At 37.1% G+C, this 25,927-nt stretch carries 29 protein-coding genes; 28 read left to right on the top strand and 1 reads right to left on the bottom strand.

From position 1 onward, the window contains the following. Positions 1-78 precede the first annotated feature (78 nt). The 10 genes from AC4E8C_RS15770 (at position 79) to fni (ending at position 9,193) form a co-directional block, all read left to right on the top strand. Positions 79-1,050: a YpdA family putative bacillithiol disulfide reductase gene (locus AC4E8C_RS15770; RefSeq protein WP_490207606.1), complete on the top strand. Its 972-nt coding sequence runs from the start codon at positions 79-81 to the stop codon at positions 1,048-1,050. Between the two features lie 6 nt (positions 1,051-1,056). Next, on the top strand, positions 1,057-2,013 hold the full coding sequence (locus tag AC4E8C_RS15765) for an asparaginase (protein WP_490207605.1): 957 nt from the start codon (positions 1,057-1,059) through the stop codon (positions 2,011-2,013). 131 nt (positions 2,014-2,144) lie between these two features. Next, positions 2,145-2,837 (top strand): glutamic-type intramembrane protease PrsW, encoded by a 693-nt coding sequence (gene prsW / locus AC4E8C_RS15760; protein ID WP_490207604.1) that lies wholly within the window; start codon positions 2,145-2,147, stop codon positions 2,835-2,837. 193 nt (positions 2,838-3,030) lie between these two features. After that, on the top strand, positions 3,031-3,786 hold the full coding sequence (gene sleB / locus AC4E8C_RS15755) for a spore cortex-lytic enzyme (protein ID WP_490212586.1): 756 nt from the start codon (positions 3,031-3,033) through the stop codon (positions 3,784-3,786). 14 nt (positions 3,787-3,800) lie between these two features. Next, the gene (ypeB, locus tag AC4E8C_RS15750) at positions 3,801-5,150 is read left to right on the top strand and encodes a germination protein YpeB (protein ID WP_490207603.1); all 1,350 of its coding nucleotides are present in this window, start codon (positions 3,801-3,803) and stop codon (positions 5,148-5,150) included. A gap of 115 nt (positions 5,151-5,265) precedes the next feature. Further along, positions 5,266-5,451, top strand: coding sequence for a DUF5359 family protein (locus AC4E8C_RS15745; RefSeq protein WP_490207602.1), 186 nt, complete (start codon positions 5,266-5,268; stop codon positions 5,449-5,451). A 111-nt stretch (positions 5,452-5,562) separates the two neighbouring features. Further along, positions 5,563-6,237 (top strand): (d)CMP kinase, encoded by a 675-nt coding sequence (gene cmk, locus AC4E8C_RS15740; protein ID WP_490207601.1) that lies wholly within the window; start codon positions 5,563-5,565, stop codon positions 6,235-6,237. 2 nt (positions 6,238-6,239) lie between these two features. After that, the gene (locus tag AC4E8C_RS15735) at positions 6,240-6,821 is read left to right on the top strand and encodes a lysophospholipid acyltransferase family protein (RefSeq protein ID WP_490207600.1); all 582 of its coding nucleotides are present in this window, start codon (positions 6,240-6,242) and stop codon (positions 6,819-6,821) included. Positions 6,822-6,983: 162 nt separating this feature from the next. Beyond that, positions 6,984-8,123 (top strand): 30S ribosomal protein S1, encoded by a 1,140-nt coding sequence (gene rpsA, locus AC4E8C_RS15730; protein ID WP_490207599.1) that lies wholly within the window; start codon positions 6,984-6,986, stop codon positions 8,121-8,123. Between the two features lie 11 nt (positions 8,124-8,134). Further along, positions 8,135-9,193 (top strand): type 2 isopentenyl-diphosphate Delta-isomerase, encoded by a 1,059-nt coding sequence (gene fni / locus AC4E8C_RS15725; RefSeq protein WP_490207598.1) that lies wholly within the window; start codon positions 8,135-8,137, stop codon positions 9,191-9,193. A 47-nt stretch (positions 9,194-9,240) separates the two neighbouring features. On the opposite strand, the gene AC4E8C_RS15720 is transcribed toward fni, so the two are convergent. Continuing rightward, complete coding sequence (locus AC4E8C_RS15720) at positions 9,241-9,381, bottom strand: YpzI family protein (RefSeq protein ID WP_490207597.1); 141 nt, start codon at positions 9,379-9,381, stop codon at positions 9,241-9,243. A 106-nt stretch (positions 9,382-9,487) separates the two neighbouring features. Between AC4E8C_RS15720 and AC4E8C_RS15715 the strand changes: the two genes are divergently transcribed. From AC4E8C_RS15715 to AC4E8C_RS15630, 18 genes are all read left to right on the top strand, one after another. Continuing rightward, positions 9,488-10,096 carry a YphA family membrane protein gene (locus AC4E8C_RS15715; RefSeq protein ID WP_490207596.1) on the top strand — a complete coding sequence of 203 codons (609 nt, stop codon included), beginning with the start codon at positions 9,488-9,490 and terminating at the stop codon, positions 10,094-10,096. Positions 10,097-10,260: 164 nt separating this feature from the next. Then, positions 10,261-11,571, top strand: a complete 1,311-nt coding sequence (gene der / locus AC4E8C_RS15710) for a ribosome biogenesis GTPase Der (protein ID WP_490207595.1) — start codon at positions 10,261-10,263, stop codon at positions 11,569-11,571. 21 nt (positions 11,572-11,592) lie between these two features. Then, positions 11,593-12,648, top strand: coding sequence for an NAD(P)H-dependent glycerol-3-phosphate dehydrogenase (locus tag AC4E8C_RS15705; protein ID WP_490207594.1), 1,056 nt, complete (start codon positions 11,593-11,595; stop codon positions 12,646-12,648). Between the two features lie 278 nt (positions 12,649-12,926). After that, positions 12,927-13,112 carry a DUF2768 domain-containing protein gene (locus AC4E8C_RS15700; protein WP_490207593.1) on the top strand — a complete coding sequence of 62 codons (186 nt, stop codon included), beginning with the start codon at positions 12,927-12,929 and terminating at the stop codon, positions 13,110-13,112. A 34-nt stretch (positions 13,113-13,146) separates the two neighbouring features. Next, complete coding sequence (locus AC4E8C_RS15695; protein WP_490207592.1) at positions 13,147-13,857, top strand: YphF family lipoprotein; 711 nt, start codon at positions 13,147-13,149, stop codon at positions 13,855-13,857. Positions 13,858-14,234: 377 nt separating this feature from the next. Then, positions 14,235-15,713 (top strand): stage IV sporulation protein A, encoded by a 1,479-nt coding sequence (spoIVA, locus tag AC4E8C_RS15690; protein WP_490207591.1) that lies wholly within the window; start codon positions 14,235-14,237, stop codon positions 15,711-15,713. Between the two features lie 360 nt (positions 15,714-16,073). After that, positions 16,074-16,346: an HU family DNA-binding protein gene (locus AC4E8C_RS15685; protein WP_490207590.1), complete on the top strand. Its 273-nt coding sequence runs from the start codon at positions 16,074-16,076 to the stop codon at positions 16,344-16,346. Positions 16,347-16,556: 210 nt separating this feature from the next. After that, positions 16,557-17,123 carry a GTP cyclohydrolase I FolE gene (gene folE / locus AC4E8C_RS15680; protein ID WP_490207589.1) on the top strand — a complete coding sequence of 189 codons (567 nt, stop codon included), beginning with the start codon at positions 16,557-16,559 and terminating at the stop codon, positions 17,121-17,123. Positions 17,124-17,159: 36 nt separating this feature from the next. After that, on the top strand, positions 17,160-17,396 hold the full coding sequence (mtrB, locus tag AC4E8C_RS15675) for a trp RNA-binding attenuation protein MtrB (protein WP_490207588.1): 237 nt from the start codon (positions 17,160-17,162) through the stop codon (positions 17,394-17,396). A 210-nt stretch (positions 17,397-17,606) separates the two neighbouring features. Then, positions 17,607-18,428: a heptaprenyl diphosphate synthase component 1 gene (locus AC4E8C_RS15670; RefSeq protein WP_490207587.1), complete on the top strand. Its 822-nt coding sequence runs from the start codon at positions 17,607-17,609 to the stop codon at positions 18,426-18,428. 3 nt (positions 18,429-18,431) lie between these two features. Next, positions 18,432-19,133: a demethylmenaquinone methyltransferase gene (locus AC4E8C_RS15665; RefSeq protein ID WP_490207586.1), complete on the top strand. Its 702-nt coding sequence runs from the start codon at positions 18,432-18,434 to the stop codon at positions 19,131-19,133. Positions 19,134-19,178: 45 nt separating this feature from the next. Beyond that, complete coding sequence (gene hepT / locus AC4E8C_RS15660; protein ID WP_490207585.1) at positions 19,179-20,141, top strand: heptaprenyl diphosphate synthase component II; 963 nt, start codon at positions 19,179-19,181, stop codon at positions 20,139-20,141. A gap of 180 nt (positions 20,142-20,321) precedes the next feature. Further along, positions 20,322-20,768: a nucleoside-diphosphate kinase gene (gene ndk / locus AC4E8C_RS15655; protein WP_490207584.1), complete on the top strand. Its 447-nt coding sequence runs from the start codon at positions 20,322-20,324 to the stop codon at positions 20,766-20,768. Between the two features lie 217 nt (positions 20,769-20,985). Next, positions 20,986-22,158, top strand: a complete 1,173-nt coding sequence (gene aroC, locus AC4E8C_RS15650) for a chorismate synthase (protein ID WP_490212585.1) — start codon at positions 20,986-20,988, stop codon at positions 22,156-22,158. After that, complete coding sequence (gene aroB, locus AC4E8C_RS15645) at positions 22,158-23,228, top strand: 3-dehydroquinate synthase (protein WP_490207583.1); 1,071 nt, start codon at positions 22,158-22,160, stop codon at positions 23,226-23,228. The genes aroC and aroB overlap by 1 nt, the downstream gene beginning before the upstream one ends. 17 nt (positions 23,229-23,245) lie before the next feature. Then, positions 23,246-23,620, top strand: a complete 375-nt coding sequence (aroH, locus tag AC4E8C_RS15640) for a chorismate mutase (protein ID WP_490207582.1) — start codon at positions 23,246-23,248, stop codon at positions 23,618-23,620. A gap of 50 nt (positions 23,621-23,670) precedes the next feature. Further along, entirely contained in the window at positions 23,671-24,759 is a 1,089-nt protein-coding gene (gene hisC, locus AC4E8C_RS15635) for a histidinol-phosphate transaminase (protein ID WP_490207581.1), read from the top strand. 32 nt (positions 24,760-24,791) lie between these two features. After that, positions 24,792-25,898 (top strand): prephenate dehydrogenase, encoded by a 1,107-nt coding sequence (locus AC4E8C_RS15630; protein ID WP_490207580.1) that lies wholly within the window; start codon positions 24,792-24,794, stop codon positions 25,896-25,898. The last annotated feature ends 29 nt before the right edge of the window (positions 25,899-25,927 follow it).

The following is a 25,927-nucleotide window of genomic DNA, read 5'->3' as shown; positions in this document are numbered from 1 at the left end:
CTATCATGATACGGTAGGAGTTTTTTTTCGTAATTCAACATCATTTTTATATATTTTTTCTTTAAGGAGATGTACTACGTGCAATTGGAAGAAATTATTATTATTGGTGGCGGACCCTGTGGTTTAGCAGCAGCACTCGCCTTACAAGAGATTGGAAAAAAACCTTTAATTATTGAAAAGGGAAATGTGGTTAATTCAATTTATCATTATCCAACACATCAGACCTTTTTTAGTACAAGTGAAAAGTTAGAAATCGGTGATATACCGTTTGTTACCGATAGCTATAAACCTAAAAGGAATCAAGCATTGGTTTATTATCGGGAAGTAGTGAAGCGGAATCAATTAAGGGTAAATGCTTATGAAACAGTTACAAAAGTATCAAAAGTAAATCAAAGATTTGATGTGGAAACTGATAAAGGGATGTATAATGCGCAAAACGTTATTATTGCCACAGGATATTATGATCACCCAAATTATATGGACGTGCCTGGTGAGGACTTACCAAAAGTTTATCATTATTTCAAAGAGGCACATCCATATTTTGATAAGGATGTTTGTGTAATTGGAGGTAAAAACTCCAGTGTAGATGCTGCCATTGAACTTGTAAAAGCAGGTGCACGGGTAACGGTTCTCTATCGTGGTGACGAATATTCACCAAGTATAAAACCATGGATTCTCCCTGAATTTGAATCCTTAGTAAAAAACGGTATAATTGTCATGGAGTTTCGGGCAAATGTAAAAGAAATAACTGAAAATCATGTTGTCTATTTAAAAGATGGGGAACAAAAGACAATAGCCAATGATTTTGTGTTCGCTATGACGGGATATCATCCAGACCATCAATTCTTAGAAAAAATGGGTGTGAAAATTGATAAAGAGACAGGAAGACCATACTTTAATCCTGAAACGATGGAGACGAACATAGAGGGGATTTATATCGCAGGGGTGATTGCTGCAGGGAATAATGCAAATGAAATTTTCATTGAAAATGGCAGGTTCCATGGAGGTCAAATAGCCCGTTCCATTTTAGAAAAAGAAGTCAAAGGATGATTTGAGATGAAAAAGGTCGTTTTATTAACAACTGGTGGCACAATTGCAAGTAAACCCAATAAGGCATCTGGAAAATTAGCATCAGGTGCATTAACAGGTGAAGAACTAGCAGCAATGTGTAATTTACCAAATGATATTGAAGTAATTGTTGAATCTGTTTTTCAAAAAGCAAGCATCCATATTACGTTTGATGATTTAGTTTTTCTAAAAGATAAAATAGAAAATTACCTTAGGGACGATACAGTTTCTGGTGTGGTGATCACTCACGGAACTGATACAATGGAGGAAACTGCCTATTTCCTAGATTTGACAATTAAGGATTCCCGGCCGATTGTTGTAACAGGATCGCAGCGTTCACCCGAAGAAATAGGCAGTGATGTGTATATTAATATGCGTCATGCCATTTATTCTGCCTGTTCTAGCGATTTACTTGATGCGGGTACAGTTGTAGTCTTCAATGAACGAATCTTCGCTGCCAGGTATGTGAAAAAAGAGCATGCTTCAAATATTCAAGGATTTAATGCTTTTGGATTTGGATATCTTGGGATTATTGATAATGATCGTGTTCATATCTTTCAGAAGCCTATTAAACGAGAATATTATGAAATAAAATCAGCGATTCCACAAGTTGAAATTATTAAGTGTTATATTGGGGCAGATGGAAAATTTATTAAGGCTGCCCGAGAGGCAGGGGTTGCCGGGATTGTCTTTGAAGGTGTAGGGCGAGGTCAGGTAGCTCCAAAGATGATGGAAGAAATCGAAAAGTCAATTAAAGCAGGAATGAAACTAGTCATAACAACAAGTGCTGAAGAGGGATCCGTGTTTACAACCTATGATTATGAGGGCAGTGCCTATGATTTATATAAAAAGGGAGTTATTCTTGGAAGTGACAATGACTCTAAAAAAGCAAGAATTAAATTGGCCGTTGCAATGGCAAGCGGCTTAGAGACGATTCATTTTTAACTACAAATGGATAATGCTAAAAACGGACTAGTTTGTCGGTACAGACTAGTTCGCTGGAATGAATCTTTCATTTTCTTTATGGGCAATCCGTGTTACGATTAATAAAAAAAGGATTGGAAAAGAGGTTCTACATGCTCGGAATTTTATCGGCCGGAGTCGCCCCTGGTTTGGCTTTGTTAAGTTATTTTTATTTAAAAGATGAATATGAGCCAGAACCAGTTTCCTTTGTTCTTCAGACATTTTTGTACGGAGTTCTATTGGTGTTTCCAATTATGTTTATTCAACATGTCCTTGATACAGAACATTTGCTAAAATCTCATTTTTTTGATGCGTTTCTGAGCTCAAGCCTATTGGAAGAGTTTTTTAAATGGTTTATTCTATTTTATGCTATTTATCAGCATGTGGAGTTTGATGAACCATTTGATGGAATTGTCTATGGTGTAGCAGTTTCACTAGGGTTTGCAACAGTTGAAAATATTTTTTATCTAGTTGCTAATGGGATTGAACATGCGATGACACGCGCCTTATTGCCTGTATCTAGTCATGCTCTATTCGGGGTTATCATGGGTTTTTATATTGGAAAAGCTAAGTTTACCAAGGAATTAAAAGCAAAATGGATCATATTATCTTTGCTATTGCCAGTTACCCTTCATGGCTTCTATGATTATATATTGATTTCACTTGAAAATTGGCTTTATATCATCTTACCTTTTATGATTTTCCTCTGGTGGTTTGGGCTCCGAAAGGTTAAAAAGGCAAAAATTCTCAGCGCTAATCACTTTAAAAAACAATATACAGAGCAAAAGGCTGAGGCACCCGTATAGTGGGGACTTACAGCAAAAACGCAAAAGTGCTTTAACCAATTAACTCTATATCAAATTATTCTCTAAAAAAAAATCCTTCATTTCTAAATGAAGGGTTTTTTTTATTAATTTGTATTAAATGGAATAAAAACATTAATAAAACGAAAAATAGGGTTACTGCAAAAAGATTCATAATGGGGGTAATTATTCCATGATAAAGAAAAGCATCCTAATCAAATACTTCATCCTAATCTTTTTCTGTACTGTACCGTTAACTTTACTAGAGAAACATGAGGTACATGCCTTTACGAGTCAGGTCATTCAAAAGGGGGCCGTTGGTGAGGATGTGATTGAACTACAATCAAGGCTCACGCATATTGGTTTCTACCATGGAAAAATCGATGGGGTATTTGGATGGGGTACATATTGGGCACTAAGAAATTTCCAATATGAATTTGGTTTACCGATTGATGGAATTGCTGGGGCAACAACGAAAGCAAAGTTAGTTAAATCAACGAAGTATAATAAACAAACAGCGCAAAATGCAGCTCCCAATAAGGCTGCACAACAACCAGCTGCGAAAAAACCGACAGCGGCAAACATACCTAACGGTTACTCACAAAATGATATTCGCCTAATGGCTAATGCTGTGCATGGGGAGTCAAGGGGAGAACCATATATCGGACAAGTTGCTGTTGCTTCAGTTATTTTGAACAGGGTTCAAAGTGCATCATTTCCTAACACTGTTTCCGGTGTGATTTTTGAACCGGGAGCCTTTACAGCAGTTGCTGATGGTCAAATTTGGTTAACACCCAATGAATCGTCAAAAAAGGCGGTATTAGATGCCATCAATGGATGGGATCCAACCGGTGAGGCCATCTACTACTTTAATCCCGATACAGCTACTAGTGCTTGGATCTGGGGAAGACCGCAAATAAAACGAATTGGCAAGCATATTTTTTGCAAGTAAAGGGGTGAATTATTGTGATTAGAGGAATATTAATCGGTGTTCTCGCAATCGGTGTTGCGGGAACGGCATATTGGGGCTACCAAGAACACCAAGAAAAAAATGCGATACTTATTAATGCAGAAAATAACTATCAACGAGCTTTCCACAATCTTTCATATCGAATGGATATCTTACACGATAAAATAGGAACAACGTTAGCAATGAATTCAAAAAATACGCTGTCTCCCTCATTGATTGAAGTATGGAGACTTACCTCTCAGGCACATGGGGATGTTGGTCAATTGCCATTAACACTATTGCCATTTAATAAGACAGAAGAATTTCTTGCAAACATCGGAAATTTTAGTTATCGAACGGCTGTAAGAGATTTAGAGAAAGACCCTTTAACAGATAAAGAGTATGAAACATTAAAGGTCCTCTATAAGCAATCTGGCGATATTCAAAACGAACTTCGCAATGTTCAACATATGGTGTTGAAAAATAACCTTCGATGGATGGATGTGGAACTTGCCCTTGCATCTGGAAAGGAAAAGACTGATAACACTATCATTGATGGCTTTAAGACGGTAGAAAAAACCGTTTCTGGTTATGAAGAAACGGACTTCGGTCCAACCATTACCAATATGCAAAAAAAAGATGAAAATTTCAAAAAAATCGAAGGAAAAACAATTACACGCAAGGAGGCCATTACCATTGCTAAAAAATATATGAAGTTTGATGGTAATGCCAATGTGAAGGTTACTGAAAACGGAAAAGGATCTGACTATGGTTTTTATAGTGTATCCATAAAAAATAAGCAAACAGGGCAGGAAGCAAGTATGGATATAACTAAAAAGGCGGGTCATCCTATTTGGTTTATTAATAACAGACAAATAAATAAACAAGTATTAAGCCTTAATGATGCTGACAATAAAGCAGCCGCATTCCTAAAGGAGACTGGTTTTAAAGATTTAGAGGTATTTGAAAGCACACAATATGACAATATCGGTGTTTTCAACTTTGTTACGAATGTAAATGGTGTCAGAATATATCCTGAGGCCGTGAAAGTTAAGGTAGCACTTGATAATGGAGATATTATAGGTGTTTCTGCCGAGGAGTATTTAAAGTCCTTCCAATCGAGAAAACTTGAAAAACCAGCCCTAACAATAGAACAAGCACGGGCAAAAGTAAATCCTAAATTAAAGGTAATGGAAGACCGTCAAGCAATGATTGTAAACGATCTAAATGAAGATGTATTATGCTATGAGTTCCTCGGAACAATGGGTGACGATACGTATCGAATATTTATAAATGCAAAAAGTGGTTTTGAGGAAAAGGTAGAAAAGTTGAAAAATGCGGAAGCCACATATGAAAATGTTCTCTAAAGGAAAGGCAATTGCTTTTCCTTTTCTTTTTAATTTTAATCGTTGAAAGCAGCAGGGATAAATTAAAATGGAAACTCCCATACTATTGATATAGGTTTCGTATGGGAGTGGTGTTATGAAATTGGTAGAAAGGCTGTTAATTAAAGTTGTAATCGTACAATTTCTTTTTTTATTCTTATCACAGCTTTTTTTTCACCAGATGGATATTTTCCCACAAATTAAACAATTAACAAAATACGAGGGTGTAAATGAAAATTCATTTACTGAAATACTTCAAACCTTTCAAAAGTCACTAAAATAAAGCGGGATCCCCTGCTTTATTTTTATGTTAAAAAAAAGAGGCATTTCTTCAACTTGTGGTAAAATAATAGAGAAGCTAGAGAGATGTATACGAAGGTATTTAGGAGGATTTATGAAAAAGAAATTATCAATTGCAATTGACGGCCCTGCTGCAGCCGGCAAGAGTACAGTAGCGAAAATTGTGGCAGAAAAATTATCTTATATCTATATTGATACCGGTGCAATGTACAGGGCGCTTACATATAAAGCTATTGTAAACCAGGTAAATCTGGAGGATGAAAACTCATTGTTGAACATATTGTTATCAACTAATATTAAGTTATTACCTTCCGATAACGGCCAATTGGTCTACCTGGACAATAGTGAAGTAACCAAAGAGATACGCAGCTCAGAAGTTACAAATTCTGTTTCTTATGTTGCAAGGCACCAGAAAGTGCGTGAAGAAATGGTTAGAAGACAGCAAGAATTCGCCACCGAGGGCGGGGTTGTGATGGATGGCAGAGATATTGGCACGCATGTACTGCCTAATGCGGAAATTAAGGTGTTTTTACTTGCTAGTGTAGAGGAAAGAGCTGAAAGGCGCCATTCCGAAAATATTCAAAAAGGATACCCATCAGATTTAGAAAAATTAAAAGAAGAAATTGCACGTCGTGATAAAATCGACTCTGAGAGAACAGTAGCTCCTTTAAGAAAAGCTGATGATGCAATTGAAATTGATACAACCTCTTTAGCTATTCCAGAGGTTGTGGAAAAAATAATGGCTCTCGTCCATGAAAGGATTGGATAAGTGTGACATTTTATGATTTTGCAAAGTCAGTGGTTTCAGGAATATTTAAACCTTTGTACAGAGTCGAAGCGATTGGTTTAGAAAATTTTCCAAAGGATGGCGGGGTACTTCTTTGCTCCAATCATATCCATAATTTCGACCCTATTCTCGTTGGTATAATGGCACCAAGACCCATTCACTATATGGCAAAGGCAGAAGTTTTTTCCGTTCCCGTCCTTGGGAATATTGTAAGAAAATGCAATGCATTTCCAGTCAAAAGGGGCTTAAGCGACCGTGAAGCGCTTAGAACGGGTTTGAAAATTCTTAAAGAAGGCAACGTGTTTGGGCTTTTTCCTGAGGGTACTAGAAGTAAAACGGGGGAGTTAGGAAAAGGGCTATCTGGGGCAGGCTTTTTCGCTTTAAGGTCAGAAGCATATGTGGTCCCTTGCGCTGTGATCGGGCCATATAAAAGTTTTCATAAAGTAAAAGTAGTTTACGGAAAACCGATTGAAATGGACGAAATGAGAAAAGTTAAGGCATCTGCTGATGCGGTAACTGAATTAATTATGTCTGAAATTCATAAACTTATAAAAGAGCATCAATAGGTTCTGCTTGACAAAATAAACGATTTGTAAGAAGTTAGTAAAAAGAGAATTTTTTTTGAATATTCATTGCTTTTAAGTTGTTTTATATGTGGTGTTCGATGCGTGGCATGCACCAAATCATATATAGATTTTATGGAGTAAATGGATTAAGGAGGAATACATATGTCAGAAGAATTGAATCAAGTAGAAGTCAAAAGCTTTGAAATTGGGGACAAGGTAACAGCTCAAGTAACTAAAGTTGAAGAAAAGCAGGTTCTTGTTAATATTCCGGACAGTAAACTTGATGGAATTATTCCAATTAGTGAACTCTCAAGCCTGCATATTGAAAAAGCATCTGATGCAGTGAGTGAAGGCGACGAACTAGAACTAGAAGTTTTGAGAGTAGAGGAAGAGGCGTTAATTCTTTCAAAAAGAAAAATTGATGCTGAGAAGGCTTGGGAAAATTTAGAGAATCAATTCCAAACGGGTGAAGTGTTTGAAACTGAAGTAAAAGACGTTGTAAAAGGCGGCCTTGTTGTGGACCTCGGTGTGAGAGGATTTGTACCTGCTTCACTGGTCGAAGCCCATTTTGTTGAGGATTTTAGTGATTACAAAGGACGTACACTAGCGTTTAAAATTGTAGAGCTTGATAAAGAAAAGAATCGTTTGATTCTTTCACATCGTGCTGTAGTGGAAGAAGAAAAAGGCAAACGGAAACAAAACCGTCTGGGTGCTCTCCAAGTTGGAGAAATTATAGATGGGACTGTACAAAGAATAACTGATTTTGGAGCATTTGTAGATATTGGTGGAATTGATGGACTTGTTCATATTTCACAACTATCTTATGAACATGTAGAAAAACCTACAGATGTTGTGCAAGAAGGACAACAAGTAAAAGTGAAAGTGCTGAGTGTTGATCGTGATAATGAAAGAATTTCTTTATCCATTAAAGAAACACAGCCTGGTCCATGGACCAATATTGCAGAAAAAGCTCCAAAAGGTAGTATTTTAGATGGTACGGTTAAAAGATTAGTATCTTACGGGGCATTTGTGGAGGTATTCCCAGGAGTAGAAGGCCTAGTTCATATATCTCAAATTGCCCATAAACATATTGGAACACCACATGAAGTATTAAAAGAAGGTCAAGAGGTAAAAGTGAAAGTTCTTGATACTAATGAACAAGATCAACGCTTATCATTAAGCATTAAGGAACTGTTAGAGAAAGACGAAGAGGAAAATCTCGATTATGAGCTCCCAGAAGAGTCTAAAGGCTTCCAACTTGGGGAAGTAATTGGCGATAAGTTAAAGAATCTAAACAAATAATGGTGATGTAAGTGTCTAGAGCAGAACGAAAATGGGACCACATTCGCTTTGCCTTACAAAATAGGCAAAACCGTTCAATCGTTTTCAATGATATCAAGTTTATTCACCAAAGTTTACCGAATATCAGTGTGAGCGATGTTCGGTTAAACCACTCCATTGGCGAACTTTCTTTAAGTTCGCCAATTTTTATCAATGCCATGACAGGGGGTGGCGGTGAAAAAACGTATCAGATCAACAAACAACTGGGAATGGCTGCCAGTAGGACAGGGGTAGCTATGGCTGTTGGCTCACAAATGTCTGCAGTAAAGGATAAAGAAGAAAGATATACATATGAAGTGGTTCGAAAAGTGAATCCCAATGGAATTATTTTAGCCAATTTGGGTAGTGAAGCAACAACGGAACATGCAAAAGCTGCCGTCGATATGATTGAAGCAGATGCTTTACAGATTCATTTAAATGTCATACAAGAATTGACTATGCCAGAAGGAGATCGAGATTTTACCGGTGCCTTACAAAGAATAGAAGGTATTGTCAAGAGTGTTGATGTTCCTGTCTTTGTCAAAGAAGTTGGTTTTGGAATGTCAATGGAAACGGTGAAAGCTCTTACTTCAGTTGGAGTCGCCGCAGTAGATGTGGGTGGATCTGGTGGGACAAATTTTGCCGAAATAGAAAATAAGCGCAGAGAGCGTACGCTTTCTTTCTTTAATGAGTGGGGAATACCTACATCTGTTTCAATAATAGAGGCTGCAACTTTATCTGAAAAAATGTCTATTATAGGCTCTGGTGGTTTTTTGTCTGCGCTTGATGTAGCAAAAGGGCTGGCACTTGGTGCAAGTGCGATTGGCATGGCAGGTTTTTTTCTAAAAGTCCTTGTTGAAAAGGGAGTAGAATCCTTACAAGAAGAAATTGATGGCATTCATCAGGATCTAAGGATGATTTTAACTGCACTGGGTGCCAAAAGCATTTCTGACTTAAGAAAAGCCCCTCTCATCATCTCTGGAGATACCTATCATTGGTTAACCCAAAGAGGAATTGAAACAAAAAATTATAGCCAGCGTAAGTTAGAATAAAGCTCCCGCATTTTGCGGGAGCTTTATTTATCATTCGTTAGTTTTTTCTATCGTTTCCCATCGTTCAATCCTCGTGCTTCTTCTGGGCTTGAAAGCTTGGTAGCACCTGGATAATGCAGCGCCTGATCACGATCTGACTCTACTCTCCTGCTTTGTTTAAGTTTTTTTTCTTGGCGGTCTCTTCCCATTTATCCACACCTCCTCTTAATAAGATGATTCATCTAAGAAATATTATTCAAGGAGTATGAAAGTACATATGGATTACCAATAATGTAAACAATAGGAGGTGTATAAATGGAAGGTGCGCTATTTTATTGGGTTGGTTGGGCTTTATGGGTATATCTCACATTCATGCTTGATAAAAAAAATCCATATCGATTAAAACTTTCGATTATTATTCTTGTCTTACTATTTTTATCAAGTATTCAATTCAGAATAGGCAGCATGGATATTTATGCCGGAGGGTTATTTTTATTAATTACTTCATATGTATTTTTCAGCCAGGAAAAGCGAGGAGCTATTATATATTTTTTTATTTGTTCATTGATTGTATCCATTGCTTATGTATCCTTCCACTTATTTGAAATTTTTGATCCAATATGGATTATTTTTAACAGAAAGTGGATGATGGCGATTGCATTTGGCTACCTTGCCCTTCTCCTTCAAAAAACATTAAAAGGGAGATTGCTGATAATAATCAGTGGAACTATACATGGGGAATTTTTATATGCCTATACATTAAGTAAATTTCCATTTCCTTATACCATTGCAAATCTGGAATATTTAGATGTTTGTGCCTTAATGACGGCATTGCTCATTGGTTGGAGTGTGCTAGAGAATGCTGGTACATATATTCAAAATCACCAGCACTTTTTTGAAAAGAGCAAGCAAAAATCATCATAATCATAATTCTTGTGATGCTTTCCATTGCTAGAAAGGATTAACATTGATAAAATAATATAGTTAGGCCCTTCTCGTTGACAGAAGGGTTTCTTTACTTAATAAGAACTTAAAATGAAACACTGCTAACATATGTGTATGATATTTGAGAAAGGATGGCGATCAATATGGTTAAACCTGTCATTGCCATTGTTGGAAGACCAAACGTTGGAAAATCGACTATTTTTAATCGGATTGTTGGTGAACGTATATCAATTGTCGAGGATATTCCGGGTGTAACAAGGGATCGAATTTATAGTTCTGGTGAGTGGTTAACACATGAATTTAATGTGATTGATACAGGTGGAATTGATATCGGTGATGAACCGTTTTTAGAGCAAATTCGCCAACAGGCTGAAGTCGCAATTGATGAAGCAGATGTGATTATCTTCTTAACAAATGGACGGGAAGGAGTAACTGCTGCAGATGAAGAAGTTGCAAAAATATTATATAAGTCTAAAAAACCAATCGTATTAGGGGTTAATAAGATTGATAATCCTGAAATGAGAGAAAGTATATATGATTTTTACTCTCTCGGTTTTGGCGAGCCAATCCCTATTTCTGGGTCACATGGACTTGGTCTAGGTGATTTATTAGACGAGGCAGCTAAACACTTCCCAAAAAATAAGCCAATAGAATATGCTGATGATGTGGTCAAATTTTCTTTAATTGGGCGTCCGAATGTAGGGAAATCTTCACTAGTAAATGCCATTTTAGGGGAAGAACGTGTCATTGTCAGTAATATTGCTGGTACCACCCGTGATGCGGTTGATTCACCATATACGTATAATGGGCAAAAGTATGTCATAATTGATACAGCTGGAATAAGAAAAAAAGGAAAAGTATATGAAAGTACCGAAAAATATAGTGTTTTACGTGCATTAAGGGCTATTGAACGCTCAGATGTCGTTCTTGTGGTTATCAATGCCGAAGAAGGTATTATTGAGCAAGATAAGAAAATCGCTGGCTATGCTCATGAAGCAGGACGAGCTGTCGTTATTGTGGTCAATAAATGGGATGCAGTAGAAAAAGATGAGAAAACCATGAAAGAGCTTGAACAAAAAATTAGAGAACATTTTTTGTTTCTTAGTTATGCTCCAATTGTATTCTTATCTGCAAAAACAAAAAAACGAATTCATACTCTCTTGCCAATGATCAATACAGCAAGTGAAAACCATTCTATGCGAGTGGAAACAAGTGTGTTAAATGACGTCATTATGGATGCTGTTGCAATGAATCCGACACCATCTGACAAAGGGAAACGCTTAAAAATTTATTATACTACTCAAGTAGCAATAAAGCCTCCAACCTTTGTGGTGTTTGTCAATGAACCTGAATTAATGCATTTCTCCTATCAACGTTTTCTAGAGAATAGAATTAGAGAAGCGTTTGGATTCGAAGGAACCCCTATCAAAATTTATGCTAGAGAAAGAAAATAAAGATAAGGCGGGTGTAGTGTTATGCAAGAAAAACAGTCGGCTATAGCTGTGATTGGTGCAGGGAGCTGGGGAACAGCACTTGCAATTGTACTTGCAGATAATCAACATGAAGTTCGTTTATGGAGCCATAATGAAGATCAGGTAAAAGAAATTAATAAAAATCACACGAATAAAAAATATTTGCCAGAGATTAATCTGCCAGAATTAATTGTTGGTTATGATTCGTTACATGATGCCTTAACAGGTGTAGAAACCGTTATTCTTGCTGTTCCGACTAAGGCCATTCGGGAAGTTCTAGTGAAAATGCGTGCAGTACTAGCTGAATCAATCACAATTGCACATGTCAGTAAAGGAATTGAGCCTGATACTCTTTTACGCATAACTGAGATGATTAATGAGGAAATGCCGAAAGAACTCCTAAAGGATGTTGTGGTCCTTTCAGGTCCAAGCCATGCTGAGGAGGTAAGTCTTAGACATCCAACAACAGTTACAGTATCCTCAGAAAATATGCCCGCAGCCGAGAAGATTCAGGATTTGTTCATAAACCATAACTTTCGCGTCTATACGAATTCTGATGTCATCGGTGTTGAAATTGGCGGTGCATTAAAGAACATTATTGCACTTGCTGTAGGTATAACAGATGGACTTGGCTACGGTGATAATGCGAAGGCTGCTTTAATGACCCGAGGGTTGGCAGAAATAGCCCGACTTGGAACAAAAATGGGAGCCAATCCGTTAACGTTCTCCGGATTAACAGGGATTGGCGATTTAATTGTTACCTGTACCAGCGTTCATTCAAGGAACTGGAGAGCGGGTAATATGCTGGGCAAAGGTCAAACGCTTGATGAGGTTCTTGATAATATGGGGATGGTAGTAGAAGGTGTAAGAACCACAAAAGCTGCATTCCAGTTGGCTAAAAAGTATAATGTTAATATGCCTATTACATCAGTCCTCTATGATGTTTTATTTAATGGGAAAAACGCAAAGGATGCAGTGGATGTTTTAATGGCCAGGGGTCGAACCCATGAGATGGAAGATTTGGTGAATGTTCTTGAGGGAAAATACAATGAGGATTAAAATTGTTATTTTTTAAAAGAAAATAGGCGATCTTTTGATGCGTTTTGTAATGGGATTGCATACAATGCAACGAAGCAACCTGGTAGAATGACACTGGGAATGGGTTATTTAGTCGTAATAGGACTGAAGTAAAGAATTCGCCCCTCTTTACTTCAGTTTTTTTGTGGTAAAGGGGGCTTTAAACTCCCTTAATAGTACCAAGAATAAAGCGAAAGATTTTTTAGATTGATTAGTTAGTGATGTGATATAATTAACTTTTGGAAAAGGGGGAATAGTGATTGTCGCCAGCTATGATTAAAATGTGGATATCAATTGCAGGAATGGGACTGATGTTTCTTGCGATTATTACTATTTATTTAAGTAGATACAAGGTAAAAGGAATTCTTCGGGTAATTACAGCCATAATTGCATATTTATTTATGATTGTTGCTGGATTAACATTATTAATTGTTTTCCTTACTTGATTGAAAGCAAATACATAAATCAAAAGGTGATTTTATGAAAAAAAAACCGCTAGTAAGCATACTTCTTTTAACGATAGTCCTTTTATCAGGCTGTATGTATCCCAAAGAAGAATTATCACAAAACAAAGTTCCTTATAAAGACCAAATCCAAGCTGTGCAAACGGCGGTAAATGAATTTCAAAAGGATAATGGCGGAATATTGCCAATCAAAACAAAGGAAATGGATACACCCATTTATCAAAAATATCCGATTGAATTTAAAAAAATTGTACCACAGTATATGGCTGAGCCACCGGGAAATGCCTATGAAAGCGGAGGCATATTTCAATATGTGCTGATAGATGTTGAAGAGAACCCAACTGTAAAATTATTGGACCTCCAGATGGCAGAAACCATTCGTGAAATTAAATTAAGAATAAAAACGAATGGTTATCCACCTTATAAAACTCAAATAGCAAAAAATGTATTCACAATAGATTTTAAGCAATTAGGCTATAAGAAGGCACCCTATGTTGTAAGTCCATATACTAATCAAAATCTTTCTTTTGTAATAACTGGAGAGGCTGAGGTATACGTTGATTATCGACCAGATTTATATCGTGCGATTAAGGAAGCAAGTATAGATATAGAACCTGGCAAAGATATACGTTCCCTATTATGGACTAATTCGATGTTTGTACCCGCTTTTTCCTTGCCATACACCATTGATTCAAAAACGAAAGAACCTATTTTCTTAGAAGAATAGAATTCTTTCGGGATGGTCAAAGGCCTATTCAGTGTGCGTCAAACGAATATGGGTATCCCCTGCTATAATTTTTGTCATAACCCTTTTCCTACGAAATATATTGTAGGAGAAGGGTTTTTTTATACTAAACAATCATATTACGTAATGGTCATACGAGGTTTGGCCAAATCCGTATATCATAGATTGAAACCCTCCATAAAATCAAATGTTCTGTGAGATACAGATATTAAAGCATCACGTTACTTTTTAATAAGGGGGTAAAAAATTTTAGAAAAGTGTCATAACAAGATAGGACAACGTCATAAACATATACTGTCCAAACATACCTAAAATGGATGATATTATCCCACTTTACTCAATGATCGGGAGGGGATCACTTGGAAAAGGTTGACATTTTCAAAGATATTGCTGAAAGAACAGGTGGCGATATTTATTTAGGAGTCGTAGGAGCAGTTCGTACAGGAAAATCTACATTTATTAAAAAATTTATGGAGCTTGTCGTCTTACCGAATATAAATAGTGAAGCGGAAAGATCAAGAGCGCAAGATGAACTGCCGCAAAGTGCAGCTGGAAAAACCATTATGACCACTGAACCAAAGTTCGTTCCAAATCAGGCAGCGACGGTTCATGTCGATGAAGGCTTAAATGTCAATATCAGGCTTGTTGATTGTGTCGGCTATACTGTCCCTGGTGCAAAAGGCTACGAGGATGAAAATGGACCTAGGATGATTAATACGCCTTGGTATGAGGAACCTATTCCATTTCATGAAGCTGCTGAAATTGGTACAAGGAAGGTCATTCAGGAACACTCGACAATTGGTGTAGTTGTTACAACCGATGGAACCATTGGTGAAATTCCTAGAAGCAACTATATTGAAGCGGAAGAAAGAGTCATTAATGAGCTGAAGGAAGTTGGCAAACCGTTTATTATGGTGGTAAATAGTGCACAACCTTACCATCCTAGTACGGAAACATTAAGATCTAGCTTGGCTGAAAAATATGATATTCCGGTTATTGCTATGAGTGTGGAAAGTATGCGTGACAGCGATGTGCTTAATGTACTCCGTGAAGCGCTTTACGAGTTCCCTGTTCTTGAAGTGAATGTAAACTTGCCGAGCTGGGTAATGGTCCTAAGAGAAAATCATTGGCTCCGTGAAAGCTACCAAGAGGCTGTAAAGGAAACAGTTAAAGATATCAAGAGATTAAGAGATGTTGACCGTGTTGTTCAACAATTTAGCGACTTTGAATTTATAGAGAAGGCTGGATTGGCGGGCATAGAGATGGGTTCTGGTGTGGCTGAAATTGATTTAATTGCACCAGATGAATTATATGATGATATTTTAAAAGAAATTGTTGGTGTCGAAATCAGAGGGAAAGATCATTTGCTGGAACTAATGCAGGATTTCGCCCATGCCAAAGCTGAATATGACCATATTTCGGATGCGTTAAAAATGGTTAAACAAACGGGATATGGGATTGCTTCACCAACCCTTTCTGATATGAGCCTAGAGGAACCAGAGATTATTCGTCAAGGTGCAAGGTTTGGGGTAAGACTTAGAGCAGTGGCCCCATCGATTCATATGATCAAAGTCGATGTTGAATCAGAATTTGCACCAATTATTGGTACCGAAAAACAAAGTGAGGAGCTTGTCCGCTACCTGATGCAGGATTTTGAAGACGATCCATTATCCATTTGGAATTCTGATATCTTCGGGAGGTCTTTAAGTTCTATTGTCCGTGAGGGAATTCAAGCGAAACTTTCTTTAATGCCAGAGAATGCAAGATATAAATTAAAAGAGACTTTAGAAAGAATTATAAACGAAGGATCAGGCGGACTAATTGCCATTATCCTCTAGGTTATTGACTCCCTTTTGTGGAGTCTTTTTTAATTTATTCCTAAAAATGTAAAGGCAAAAGTCAAATTTAGTAGAAAAATGATGAATGAAAGAAAAGATTACCATTATTTCATGAAATTTTCTTGATAAGCTGATTTGATTATGATAATCTTTTAACAGATTACGTTATAGTGATTAAAGCCTTATTTTATAAGGTTTTCATTATAAAAATAGATTTATGTCACTAAAGTAGTCCATTATGGCTGACTTTAGTAATAAAACCGCGCTATGACGTATAGAAATTAGAAAAATTGTTTAGAAATGTAGATAAGTATTCTTATTTACGAATCTTGATAATTTCTTTGGGAGGAGGTGAATGGCATGAACAAGACAGAACTTATTAATGCAGTTGCTGAAAACAGCGAGCTATCAAAAAAGGACGCTACTAAAGCAGTTGATGCTGTTTTTGATGCGATTTTAGATGCTTTAAAAAATGGTGATAAAGTACAATTAATTGGTTTTGGTAACTTTGAAGTACGTGAGCGTGCGGCACGTAAAGGTCGTAACCCACAAACAGGTGATGAAATTGAAATCGCAGCAAGCAAAGTTCCAGCTTTTAAACCAGGTAAAGCGCTTAAAGACGCAGTAAAATAATTACATAAATTATTGCTCCCGAGCGATTGGCTTAAGCAAAAAGGTCATGGAAAAAGTCCATGGCCTTTTTTCTATTTACTTTAATATAAGTTCTTCTCGACCTTCGTAACGTGACATGGACATATTTCTTATTTTTGCTTGCATAGAAAAGATTGTGCTAATATGTATTTGTCGTCTATACTTGATGATACACTTTAGGGGGAATTTGGTATGTCAAAGGTCAATCGTACCCAAATAGAAGAGGCGGTACGTTTAATATTAGAAGCAATCGGTGAAGACCCAAACCGTGAAGGGCTGCTTGATACACCAAAAAGAGTAGCAAAGATGTATGAAGAAGTATTTAGTGGATTAAATGAGGACCCAAAGGAACATTTTGAAACTATATTCAGTGAAGAACATGAAGAATTAGTATTGGTTAAAGATATTCCATTTTATTCAATGTGTGAACACCATCTTGTGCCATTCTTTGGAAAGGTTCATGTGGCCTATATTCCACAAAATGGACATGTAACTGGATTAAGTAAATTAGCTCGAGCAGTTGAATCAGTTGCGAAAAGACCTCAACTGCAAGAACGGATTACATCGACTGTGGCAGACAGCATAATGGAAAAGCTGGACCCGCATGGTGTGATGGTTGTTGTCGAAGCAGAACACATGTGTATGACCATGAGAGGCGTAAAAAAACCAGGTGCGAAAACTGTTACGACTGCAGTTCGCGGAGTTCTGGCTGATGATGCAAATGCTCGTTCTGAAATACTGACCTTAATAAAATATTAGTTGTGATATTCTTAACAACTATTTGGAGTGATTATAGTGGAAAAGCGCAACCAGCAAAATAGTGATTATATAGTCATAAAAGCTAATGATGATGGTGTCAATGTAATAGGGCTGACTAGAGGTTCTGATACAAAGTTTCATCATTCGGAAAAGCTTGATAAAGGTGAAGTACTGATTGCACAGTTCACCGAACATACTTCGGCAATTAAAATTAGAGGGAACGCTAAAGTTCTTACTCAATTTGGCGAAGTAGAAAGTGAAACAAACAAATAATAGGTGTTCTTCTAGCATTTTTACGTTTTAAAACATAACGATAGTTAAAGTGATTATTTTGTGAATTTCTGCCCATACGAAGCCTTTTATGGTATAATTGGGTCTGCTTGTTATTAAAAGAGATCGTGATTTTTCTTCTTTTTTAGCATGAAATTATTATTCAAATAGACAATATAGAATACATATAGATATTATTTCGGGGAAGCAAGGGTGATCAGCGTGCAGGACATTCGGCAAATTTATACAGCGGTGAAAGAGCAAGTCGAAAAAAAGGTTTTAAATGCTTACTTGCTCGAACATATTGAACCTCCAATTATTGATGAAGATAAGTTACTTATTCTAGTCTCAATAATGGAACGACATGAATTGTCCTATAATGAAATTCAGAACTATGCTTTATCAACCATGTTAATTCAGATTGCCCTTGATACCCATGAGAAAATATCAAATGCATCGATAATTGAAAAAAATCGTCAATTAACTGTTCTCGCTGGGGATTATTTTAGCGGTCTTTATTATAAACTTCTTGCTGATTCGGAAGATATCATGATAATTAATTTACTCTCAAAAGGAGTAAAGGAAGTCAATGAAAATAAAGTACTTATTTACCAAAGTGAAATTGAAGGAATCGAAAGACTAATGACCTGCATTAAACGAATGGAAAGTTCCTTGATTACGAAGATTACTGATTATTTTAAAGTGGATTTATGGAATGACTTCCTAGCCAATTTATTATTATTCAAACGATTAGTAAATGAAAAAAGGTTATTTTTTCAAACAAAGAGCTCAGTAGTTTTTGATTCGATGAAGAAAATTATTTTATCTGACAGTGAGTTAAATTTGGGTGACTTAACAGGTGAACAACGTTCTCATTTAATTCAAATTTGTGACCATTATCTTGAACATTTAAAATATATGCTTGAAAAAGGATTAAAGCAATTTCCATACTCCAATGACTTGCTAGATCAAAGGATTACTTCGCTATTAAATCAATACCAGCCAAGTGCAAAAACTTTTGTGGAAGAAGGGTGAACCATGCAGCAATCGAAAGAAGAGCGCGTTCACAATGTGTTTGAAAAAATTTCTGATAACTATGATAAAATGAATTCAGTTATTAGTTTCCAACAGCACATTAAGTGGCGGAAAGACACCATGAAAAGAATGAATGTTCGGCCGGGTTCAAAAGCTCTTGATGTGTGTTGTGGAACTGCAGATTGGACGATTGCTTTAGCAGAAGCGGTTGGTCCTACAGGTAGTGTTACGGGATTAGACTTTAGTCAAAACATGTTAAATGTTGGGGTTGAAAAGGTTAAACAGTTAGGTCTTGACCAAGTTCAATTAATCCATGGTAATGCTATGGAACTTCCCTTTCCTGATAATACCTTTGATTATGTAACAATAGGGTTTGGTTTAAGGAATGTTCCGGATTATCTACAGGTCTTAAAAGAAATGCGCCGTGTTGTTAAACCTGGGGGGATTGCTGTTTGTTTAGAAACGTCGCAGCCTACTTTGATCGGTTATAAACAGCTCTATTATTTTTATTTTCGTTTTATAATGCCGTTGTTTGGCAAATTGCTAGCAAAAAGCTATAGAGAATATTCTTGGCTTCAAGAATCCGCGCGTGATTTTCCTGGTATGAGAGAACTTGCCAAACTTTTTGACCAAGCTGGTTTTAAAGAAGTGAAATATAAACCTTATAGTGGTGGAGCGGCGGCAGTTCATATCGGAAAAAAATGAAATGGATAGAACATGAAGACAGGATGAAAAGCAGGGTGAATACAAATGAAATTAAAAATGATGTATTCATTTTTGAATTCGGATATTAACATAATTGAAAAAGAGCTGGAAGAGACGATTCAACCAGAGTCTCTTCTATTGAAACAAGCTTCTATGCATACATTACAAGCCGGAGGAAAAAGAATTCGTCCTGTTTTTGTTTTGCTTGCGGGTAAATTTGGTCAATACGATATTAATGTCATGAAGAATGTGGCTGTTGCCCTTGAACTTATTCATATGGCATCTCTAGTCCATGATGATGTAATCGATAATGCCGACCTTCGCAGAGGACAACCAACGGTTAAAGCTAAATGGGATAACAAAATAGCTATGTATACGGGTGACTTTGTTTTTGCTCTCGCACTAGAATTAATGGCAAAAATTGAAAAACCGCTAGCCCATCAAATATTGGCTAATACAATGGTAGAAGTAACCATTGGGGAAATACAGCAAATAAAAGATAAGTATCGCTTTAATCAAAATATGCGGGATTACCTTCGCAGGATTAAACGAAAGACGGCTCTCTTAATTGCTGCAAGCTGCCAATTAGGGGCAATTGCTGCTGATGTTGATGAGTCACTTCACAAAAAACTTTTCCGTTTTGGTTATTATGTTGGAATGTCTTATCAGATTATCGATGATATTTTAGACTTTACATCAACAGAAGAGAAACTGGGAAAACCAGCAGGAAGCGATCTAATTCAGGGGAATATAACTGCTCCTGTGTTGTTTGCAATGGAAAATAAGCAGATTAAGCAAGAAATTGAAAAAGTTCATGAACATATGAATCCTATAGAAAGGGAAAACATCATTTCCCTAATAAAACAAACCGGTGCTATTGAAAAATCGGTATCACTAAGCGATCATTATTTGAATAAAGCACTGGATTTGCTCAATGATTTTCCAGAAAATAAAGCCAAAAAGACGCTACGTGATATTGCAAAGTATATAGGAAGAAGAAAATTTTAAAGTACATAAATCTTAAGTAACTCATTGGGAGGAAAGGGTATCTTTTTGAAAAAGACATTCCTACCATCGAAAAAGAGCTTTTATGTGCCAGCTTGCTAAATATTCAAAAAAATGATAACATTTTCCATGGATTGTTAACTTCTAACAATCAATATACATACTAAATTAGGAGTGGAATTCATGGAAAAAACATTTTTAATGGTAAAGCCAGATGGTGTTCAGCGTAATCTAATTGGAGAAATAGTTGCACGATTTGAAAGAAAGGGCTTTCAATTGGTTGGAGCTAAATTAATGAGCATTCCGAATGAGCTTGCGGAGGAGCATTATGGTGAGCATAAGGAGCGTCCGTTCTTTGGAGAATTAGTCGATTTCATTACATCAGGTCCTGTATTTGCAATGGTATGGCAAGGAGAAAATGTTATTGCAACTGCCAGACAAATGATGGGGGCTACTAATCCTAAAGATGCTGCTCCTGGAACACTTCGCGGTGATTTTGGACTAACTGTTGGTAAAAATGTCATTCATGGCTCCGATTCACCAACCAGTGCAGTACGTGAAATCGGTTTATTCTTTAAAGAAGCTGAATTGGTTGAATACTCCAAGCTTGTAAACGAATGGGTATACTAATTTAACACTTAACGACACTTGTATAGTAAATATACGAGTGTTTTTTTGTAAATAGATAGAGAAGCCTATGCATCGGCCATTGGTTCCACGATCTTACTGTTTTCAAAGTAATGATAAAAATTTATCCTTATTTTCTGAATAGTCTAGGCTTATTTCGCTCAATATGTTATATTGATACAAAATTCTTTAATGAGTTGAAGGGGGAAAGGAAATGGGTATGAGATATTTAACAGCAGGAGAGTCGCATGGACCGCAGCTAACTACCATCCTCGAAGGGTTACCTGCAGGAATGCTGCTTGCACCATCAGATATAAATAATGAGCTGGCTAGACGCCAACAAGGCTATGGGCGTGGACGAAGGATGCAAATTGAAAAAGATACAGTCGAAATTGTGTCTGGGGTACGTCATGGACGTACTCTAGGATCACCAATCACTTTAGTGGTGAAAAACAATGACTGGACACATTGGACAAAGATTATGGGAATTGAGGCAATTGAGGAAGATCAAGAGGCTGAAATAAAGCGGAAGGTGACCCGACCTAGACCTGGCCATGCCGATTTAAATGGTGCTATTAAATACGGCCATCGGGATATGAGAAATGTATTAGAACGTTCTTCCGCCCGTGAAACAACAGTAAGAGTAGCAGCAGGGGCTGTTGCTAAGAAACTTTTATCACTGGTTGGTGTGGAAATTGCCGCTCATGTCATTGAAATTGGCGGAGTTAGAGCCGAAGTGGATTCCTCTCTGCCATTTGACGTTCTCAGGGAGCGAGCCGAGAATTCACCCGTTCGGACAGCAGATACTAAAGTAGAGCAAAAAATGATGGCAGCTATTGATGAAGCTAAGAAAAATGGGGATTCGATTGGCGGGATTGTGGAGGTAATCGCAACTGGTATGCCTGCAGGAATTGGAAGCTATGTTCATTATGATCGTAAATTGGATGGGAAATTAGCGGCCGCAATTATGAGTATAAACGCATTTAAAGGCGTTGAAATCGGCATTGGCTTTGAAGCTGCGAGCAAGCCAGGAAGTCAGGTGCACGATGAAATTGCCTGGGACGCGGAGAGAGGTTATTATCGCAAGACAAATCGATTAGGTGGTTTTGAGGGAGGTATGACAACAGGTATGCCAATTGTAGTAAGAGGTGTTATGAAACCAATACCAACCCTTTATAAACCACTAATGAGTGTTGATATCGAAACAAAAGAGCCATTTGCTGCAAGCGTTGAACGTTCTGACAGTTGCGCTGTCCCTGCGGCAGCAGTAGTCGCTGAGAACGTTGTAGCATGGGAGCTGGCAAATGCACTTATTGAACAATTTTATAGTGACCGTTTTGATACTTTTCTTGATGAAATTAATAGGCAACGGGAATTTGCGAGGGAGTTTTAATGGAAATCATTCAAATTCAAACTGAATCAAAAAATTATCCTGTTTTTGTTGGAGAAGGAATAAGAAACGAGTTGCCTTCATTTTTAATGACTCATTTTACAGACCTTACCAAACTATTTATTATTACAGATGAAACTGTCTCTAAGCTCCATCTTAGTAAATTACAACAAGTACTTCAAAATTGGAATCCTGTTATTTTCACCACTCCTGCAGGTGAAAAGGCGAAAACCTTTGAAGTATATTATGAGGCACTATCAACGGCATTGGAAAGCCGCCTGGATCGTAAATCAGTTATTCTTTCTTACGGTGGGGGAGCCGTTGGTGATCTAACAGGGTTTGTTGCAGCATCCTTTATGAGGGGAATTCCTTTTATTCAGATTCCAACAACCATCCTTGCACATGATAGTGCCGTGGGCGGTAAAGTGGCCATTAATCACCCGCTTGGAAAAAATATGATTGGGGCTTTTTATCAGCCAGAAGCAGTATTTTATGATCTTGAATTATTAAAGACTCTATCCATCCAAGAAATCCGCTCAGGGTTTGCTGAGGTTATAAAACACGCACTTATTAGTGATCCTCCTTTTTTAAAGTGGCTGACAGAAAACATTCAGGACTTAAATTCGATAACAGTAGAGCAATTAACCTATTCATTAGTGAAAGGGATAAAGGTTAAAAATAAATTCGTTTCCCAAGATGAGCGAGAAACTGGTATTCGTGCGTACTTGAATTTTGGACATACCCTTGGCCATGCAATTGAAGCAGAAATGGGTTATGGTAATTTTACACATGGTGAAGCCGTTATGATAGGAATGATTTTTGCTTTGAAATTAAGTAGAGACTCGCTCAATTTCGACTTTCAGTTAAGTGAGTTTAGCAACTGGGTTAAACAGTTGGGATATGAAACAACCATTCCAACCTCATTATCGCTTGAAAGATTAATTGATAAAATGAAACAAGATAAGAAGTCTGTAGGAGAGTCTATTCGCTTTGTATTGCTAGAACAATTAGGCATGCCACGTCTTCAAGAAATATCTGATAAAGAACTATTAAAAGAATTATCAAGTTTTTAATACAAGGGGGATTTTTTATGATTAGAGGGGTGAGGGGAGCAACGACGGTTAGTGCTAATACTGAGGAAGCCATTATTAATGCCACTGAGGAGCTTATAGCAAAATTAATTATGGTAAATCAAATTCAACCTGAATCCGTTGCATCCGTATTTATATCAACGACCGAAGATATAAATGCTGCCTTTCCAGCAAAAGCTTTGCGGAAATTTGCCGGCTGGACCTATGTTCCTGTGATGTGTATGAGGGAAATGCCTGTTACAAATTCCTTAACCAATTGTGTTAGGGTAATGTTACATGTTAATACAAACCTTACACAAGAGGAAATTGTCCATATCTATTTAAATGAGGCCAAGGTGTTAAGACCAGACCTAAGCAGTCCTAACTTGAAATAAGCTATAATAAAGGGAAGAAACCATACTTTTAAGCAAATGGAGTGGGCTATATGAGATGGAAAGAACAATTATTAACACTAACTCCCTATCAACCAGGGAAATCAATTGAGGCTGTAAAGAAACAATTTAATTTGGATAGAATTGTCAAACTTGCATCGAATGAAAATCCATTTGGATGTTCAGAACAGGTACATGCTGTTCTTAACTCCAATCCAACCAGTTTGGCTATTTATCCAGATGGCTATGCAACGAATTTAAGGGCAGCCCTTGCAGCCTTTTTAAAGGTTGAGGAGGATGAACTTATTTTAGGGAATGGTTCAGATAACCTTATCCAAATGATCTCAAGATCCCTTTTGCATCCCAATGCAAATACAATTATGGCGACACCAACCTTTTCACAATATAAGCATAATGCAGTAATTGAAGGAGCCATTATAAAAGAGATTCCACTTATAAATGGCGAACATGATTTAGATGCAATGTTGGAAGCTATTGATGAACAAACGAATATCATATGGGTATGTAGTCCAAATAATCCCACAGGTACATATATACCAGAAAATAAGTTAACGGCATTTTTAGATAGTGTTCCATCACATATTCTTGTGGTACTTGATGAAGCGTATTTTGAATATGTAATTGCAGAAGATTATTATGATTCCATTAGTTTAACGCGTAAATATGAAAATCTAATTGTACTTAGAACTTTTTCAAAAATATATGGATTGGCAGCACTTAGGGTTGGCTATGGTGTGGCTAATCGATCCATAATCAAGGCACTTGAACCAGCTAGGGAACCGTTTAATGTAAATTCATTAGGGCAGTTAGCAGCTAGCGCTGCACTTGGTGATCAAGATTTTGTGGATAGTTGTAAACAGAAAAATAGGCAAGGTCTCGCTCAATTTTATGCGTTCTGTGAGCAGCATCAGCTGGACTTTTATCCAACTCAGACGAATTTTATCTTAATTGACTTCAAAATTGACGGGGATATAATTTTTCAATATTTGCAAGAAAAAGGGTATATCGTTCGTTCCGGAAAGGCTCTTGGTTTTCCAACATCGGTAAGAATTACGGTTGGTTCTACTGAACAAAATGAAGGTGTCCTAAAAGCATTAAGTGACTTTCTACAAACGAAGTGAGGGGAATTATTCACTAAATAGGGGGATTAACATTGAAAGGCAGGGTTTTTGTCATTGGCTTAGGATTAATTGGCGGTTCCTTAGCATTATGTATTAAAAAGGAACATAAAGAGGCAGTAATTGTTGGCTATGATATCAATAGCGAACAAGCTAGACTGGCAAAAATGCTTGGTGTTATTGATGAGATAGCAGAGTCAATACAAATTGGTGCGACGAACACAGATTTAATTATTATTGCAGCACCGGTTACTCACACAGCAGAGATTATCCAACTATTATCTGAACTTCCACTTAATCCTAATGTAATTGTGACAGATACAGGAAGTACAAAAATGGAAATTGTCCGCAATGCCAGGTGCTTAAAAACACAGGGCATCACATTTATTGGAGGCCATCCAATGGCTGGTTCCCATAAAAGCGGCGTCTCAGCAGCCAAGGAAATATTATTTGAAAATGCATTTTATTTGTTAACTCCTGAAGAACATATAGACAGTACAAGTGTAGAAAAATTAAAGGATTGGTTAATCGGCACACATGCAAAGTTTTTAACGATTGCCCCCAAGAATCATGATTATCTAACAGGAATTGTCAGTCATTTTCCACATATTATTGCAGCATCCATTGTTCGTCAAACTGAAAAACTTTCAGAAACAGACAGTCTTATCCCTCGGCTTGCTGCAGGCGGTTTTCGGGATATTACTCGTATTGCTTCAAGCAGTCCGGAAATGTGGAAAGATATTCTGCTTCATAATAGTGAAATATTAATCGAATTACTTAATCAATGGCTAGATGAAATGAAGGATGTTAAAACCCTTTTAGAACAAAAAAATAGTTCGGCTATTTTTGACTATTTTAGACAGGCTAAGCAATTCCGTGATGGCCTGCCGATTAGGGAAAAAGGTGCGATTCCATCATTTTATGATTTGTTTGTCGATATTCCCGATTATCCTGGTGTGATTTCTGAAATAACTGGATTTTTAGCGAAAGAGAGAATTAGTATAACTAATATCCGCATTCTTGAAACGCGGGAGGATATTTATGGAGTGTTAGTGATTAGCTTCCAAACAGAAGAAGATCGACAGAGGGCGGAAAAGTGTATTGGCAGTTATTCTGGCTTTGCTACATCGATTGGTCCTTAAAAAACTCCCAAGCGAGTGAATGGAGTTTT

This window comes from Neobacillus sp. SRL179 (assembly GCF_984799095.1).
This window is presented reverse-complemented; position numbering and strand designations above follow the sequence as displayed.

Bases quoted from the DNA above. Each gene is read 5' to 3' on its own strand.
- aroH (WP_490207582.1), top strand. From the start codon at position 23,246: ATGATTAGAGGGGTGAGGGGAGCAACGACGGTTAGTGCTAATACTGAG.
- der (WP_490207595.1), top strand. From the start codon at position 10,261: ATGGTTAAACCTGTCATTGCCATTGTTGGAAGACCAAACGTTGGAAAA.
- folE (WP_490207589.1), top strand. From the start codon at position 16,557: ATGTCAAAGGTCAATCGTACCCAAATAGAAGAGGCGGTACGTTTAATA.
- hepT (WP_490207585.1), top strand. From the start codon at position 19,179: ATGAAATTAAAAATGATGTATTCATTTTTGAATTCGGATATTAACATA.
- ndk (WP_490207584.1), top strand. From the start codon at position 20,322: ATGGAAAAAACATTTTTAATGGTAAAGCCAGATGGTGTTCAGCGTAAT.
- rpsA (WP_490207599.1), top strand. From the start codon at position 6,984: ATGTCAGAAGAATTGAATCAAGTAGAAGTCAAAAGCTTTGAAATTGGG.
- AC4E8C_RS15685 (WP_490207590.1), top strand. From the start codon at position 16,074: ATGAACAAGACAGAACTTATTAATGCAGTTGCTGAAAACAGCGAGCTA.
- AC4E8C_RS15695 (WP_490207592.1), top strand. From the start codon at position 13,147: ATGAAAAAAAAACCGCTAGTAAGCATACTTCTTTTAACGATAGTCCTT.
- aroC (WP_490212585.1), top strand. From the start codon at position 20,986: ATGAGATATTTAACAGCAGGAGAGTCGCATGGACCGCAGCTAACTACC.
- aroB (WP_490207583.1), top strand. From the start codon at position 22,158: ATGGAAATCATTCAAATTCAAACTGAATCAAAAAATTATCCTGTTTTT.
- AC4E8C_RS15715 (WP_490207596.1), top strand. From the start codon at position 9,488: ATGGAAGGTGCGCTATTTTATTGGGTTGGTTGGGCTTTATGGGTATAT.
- AC4E8C_RS15720 (WP_490207597.1), bottom strand. From the start codon at position 9,381: ATGGGAAGAGACCGCCAAGAAAAAAAACTTAAACAAAGCAGGAGAGTA.
- AC4E8C_RS15705 (WP_490207594.1), top strand. From the start codon at position 11,593: ATGCAAGAAAAACAGTCGGCTATAGCTGTGATTGGTGCAGGGAGCTGG.
- AC4E8C_RS15665 (WP_490207586.1), top strand. From the start codon at position 18,432: ATGCAGCAATCGAAAGAAGAGCGCGTTCACAATGTGTTTGAAAAAATT.
- hisC (WP_490207581.1), top strand. From the start codon at position 23,671: ATGAGATGGAAAGAACAATTATTAACACTAACTCCCTATCAACCAGGG.
- AC4E8C_RS15765 (WP_490207605.1), top strand. From the start codon at position 1,057: ATGAAAAAGGTCGTTTTATTAACAACTGGTGGCACAATTGCAAGTAAA.
- cmk (WP_490207601.1), top strand. From the start codon at position 5,563: ATGAAAAAGAAATTATCAATTGCAATTGACGGCCCTGCTGCAGCCGGC.
- prsW (WP_490207604.1), top strand. From the start codon at position 2,145: ATGCTCGGAATTTTATCGGCCGGAGTCGCCCCTGGTTTGGCTTTGTTA.
- AC4E8C_RS15745 (WP_490207602.1), top strand. From the start codon at position 5,266: ATGAAATTGGTAGAAAGGCTGTTAATTAAAGTTGTAATCGTACAATTT.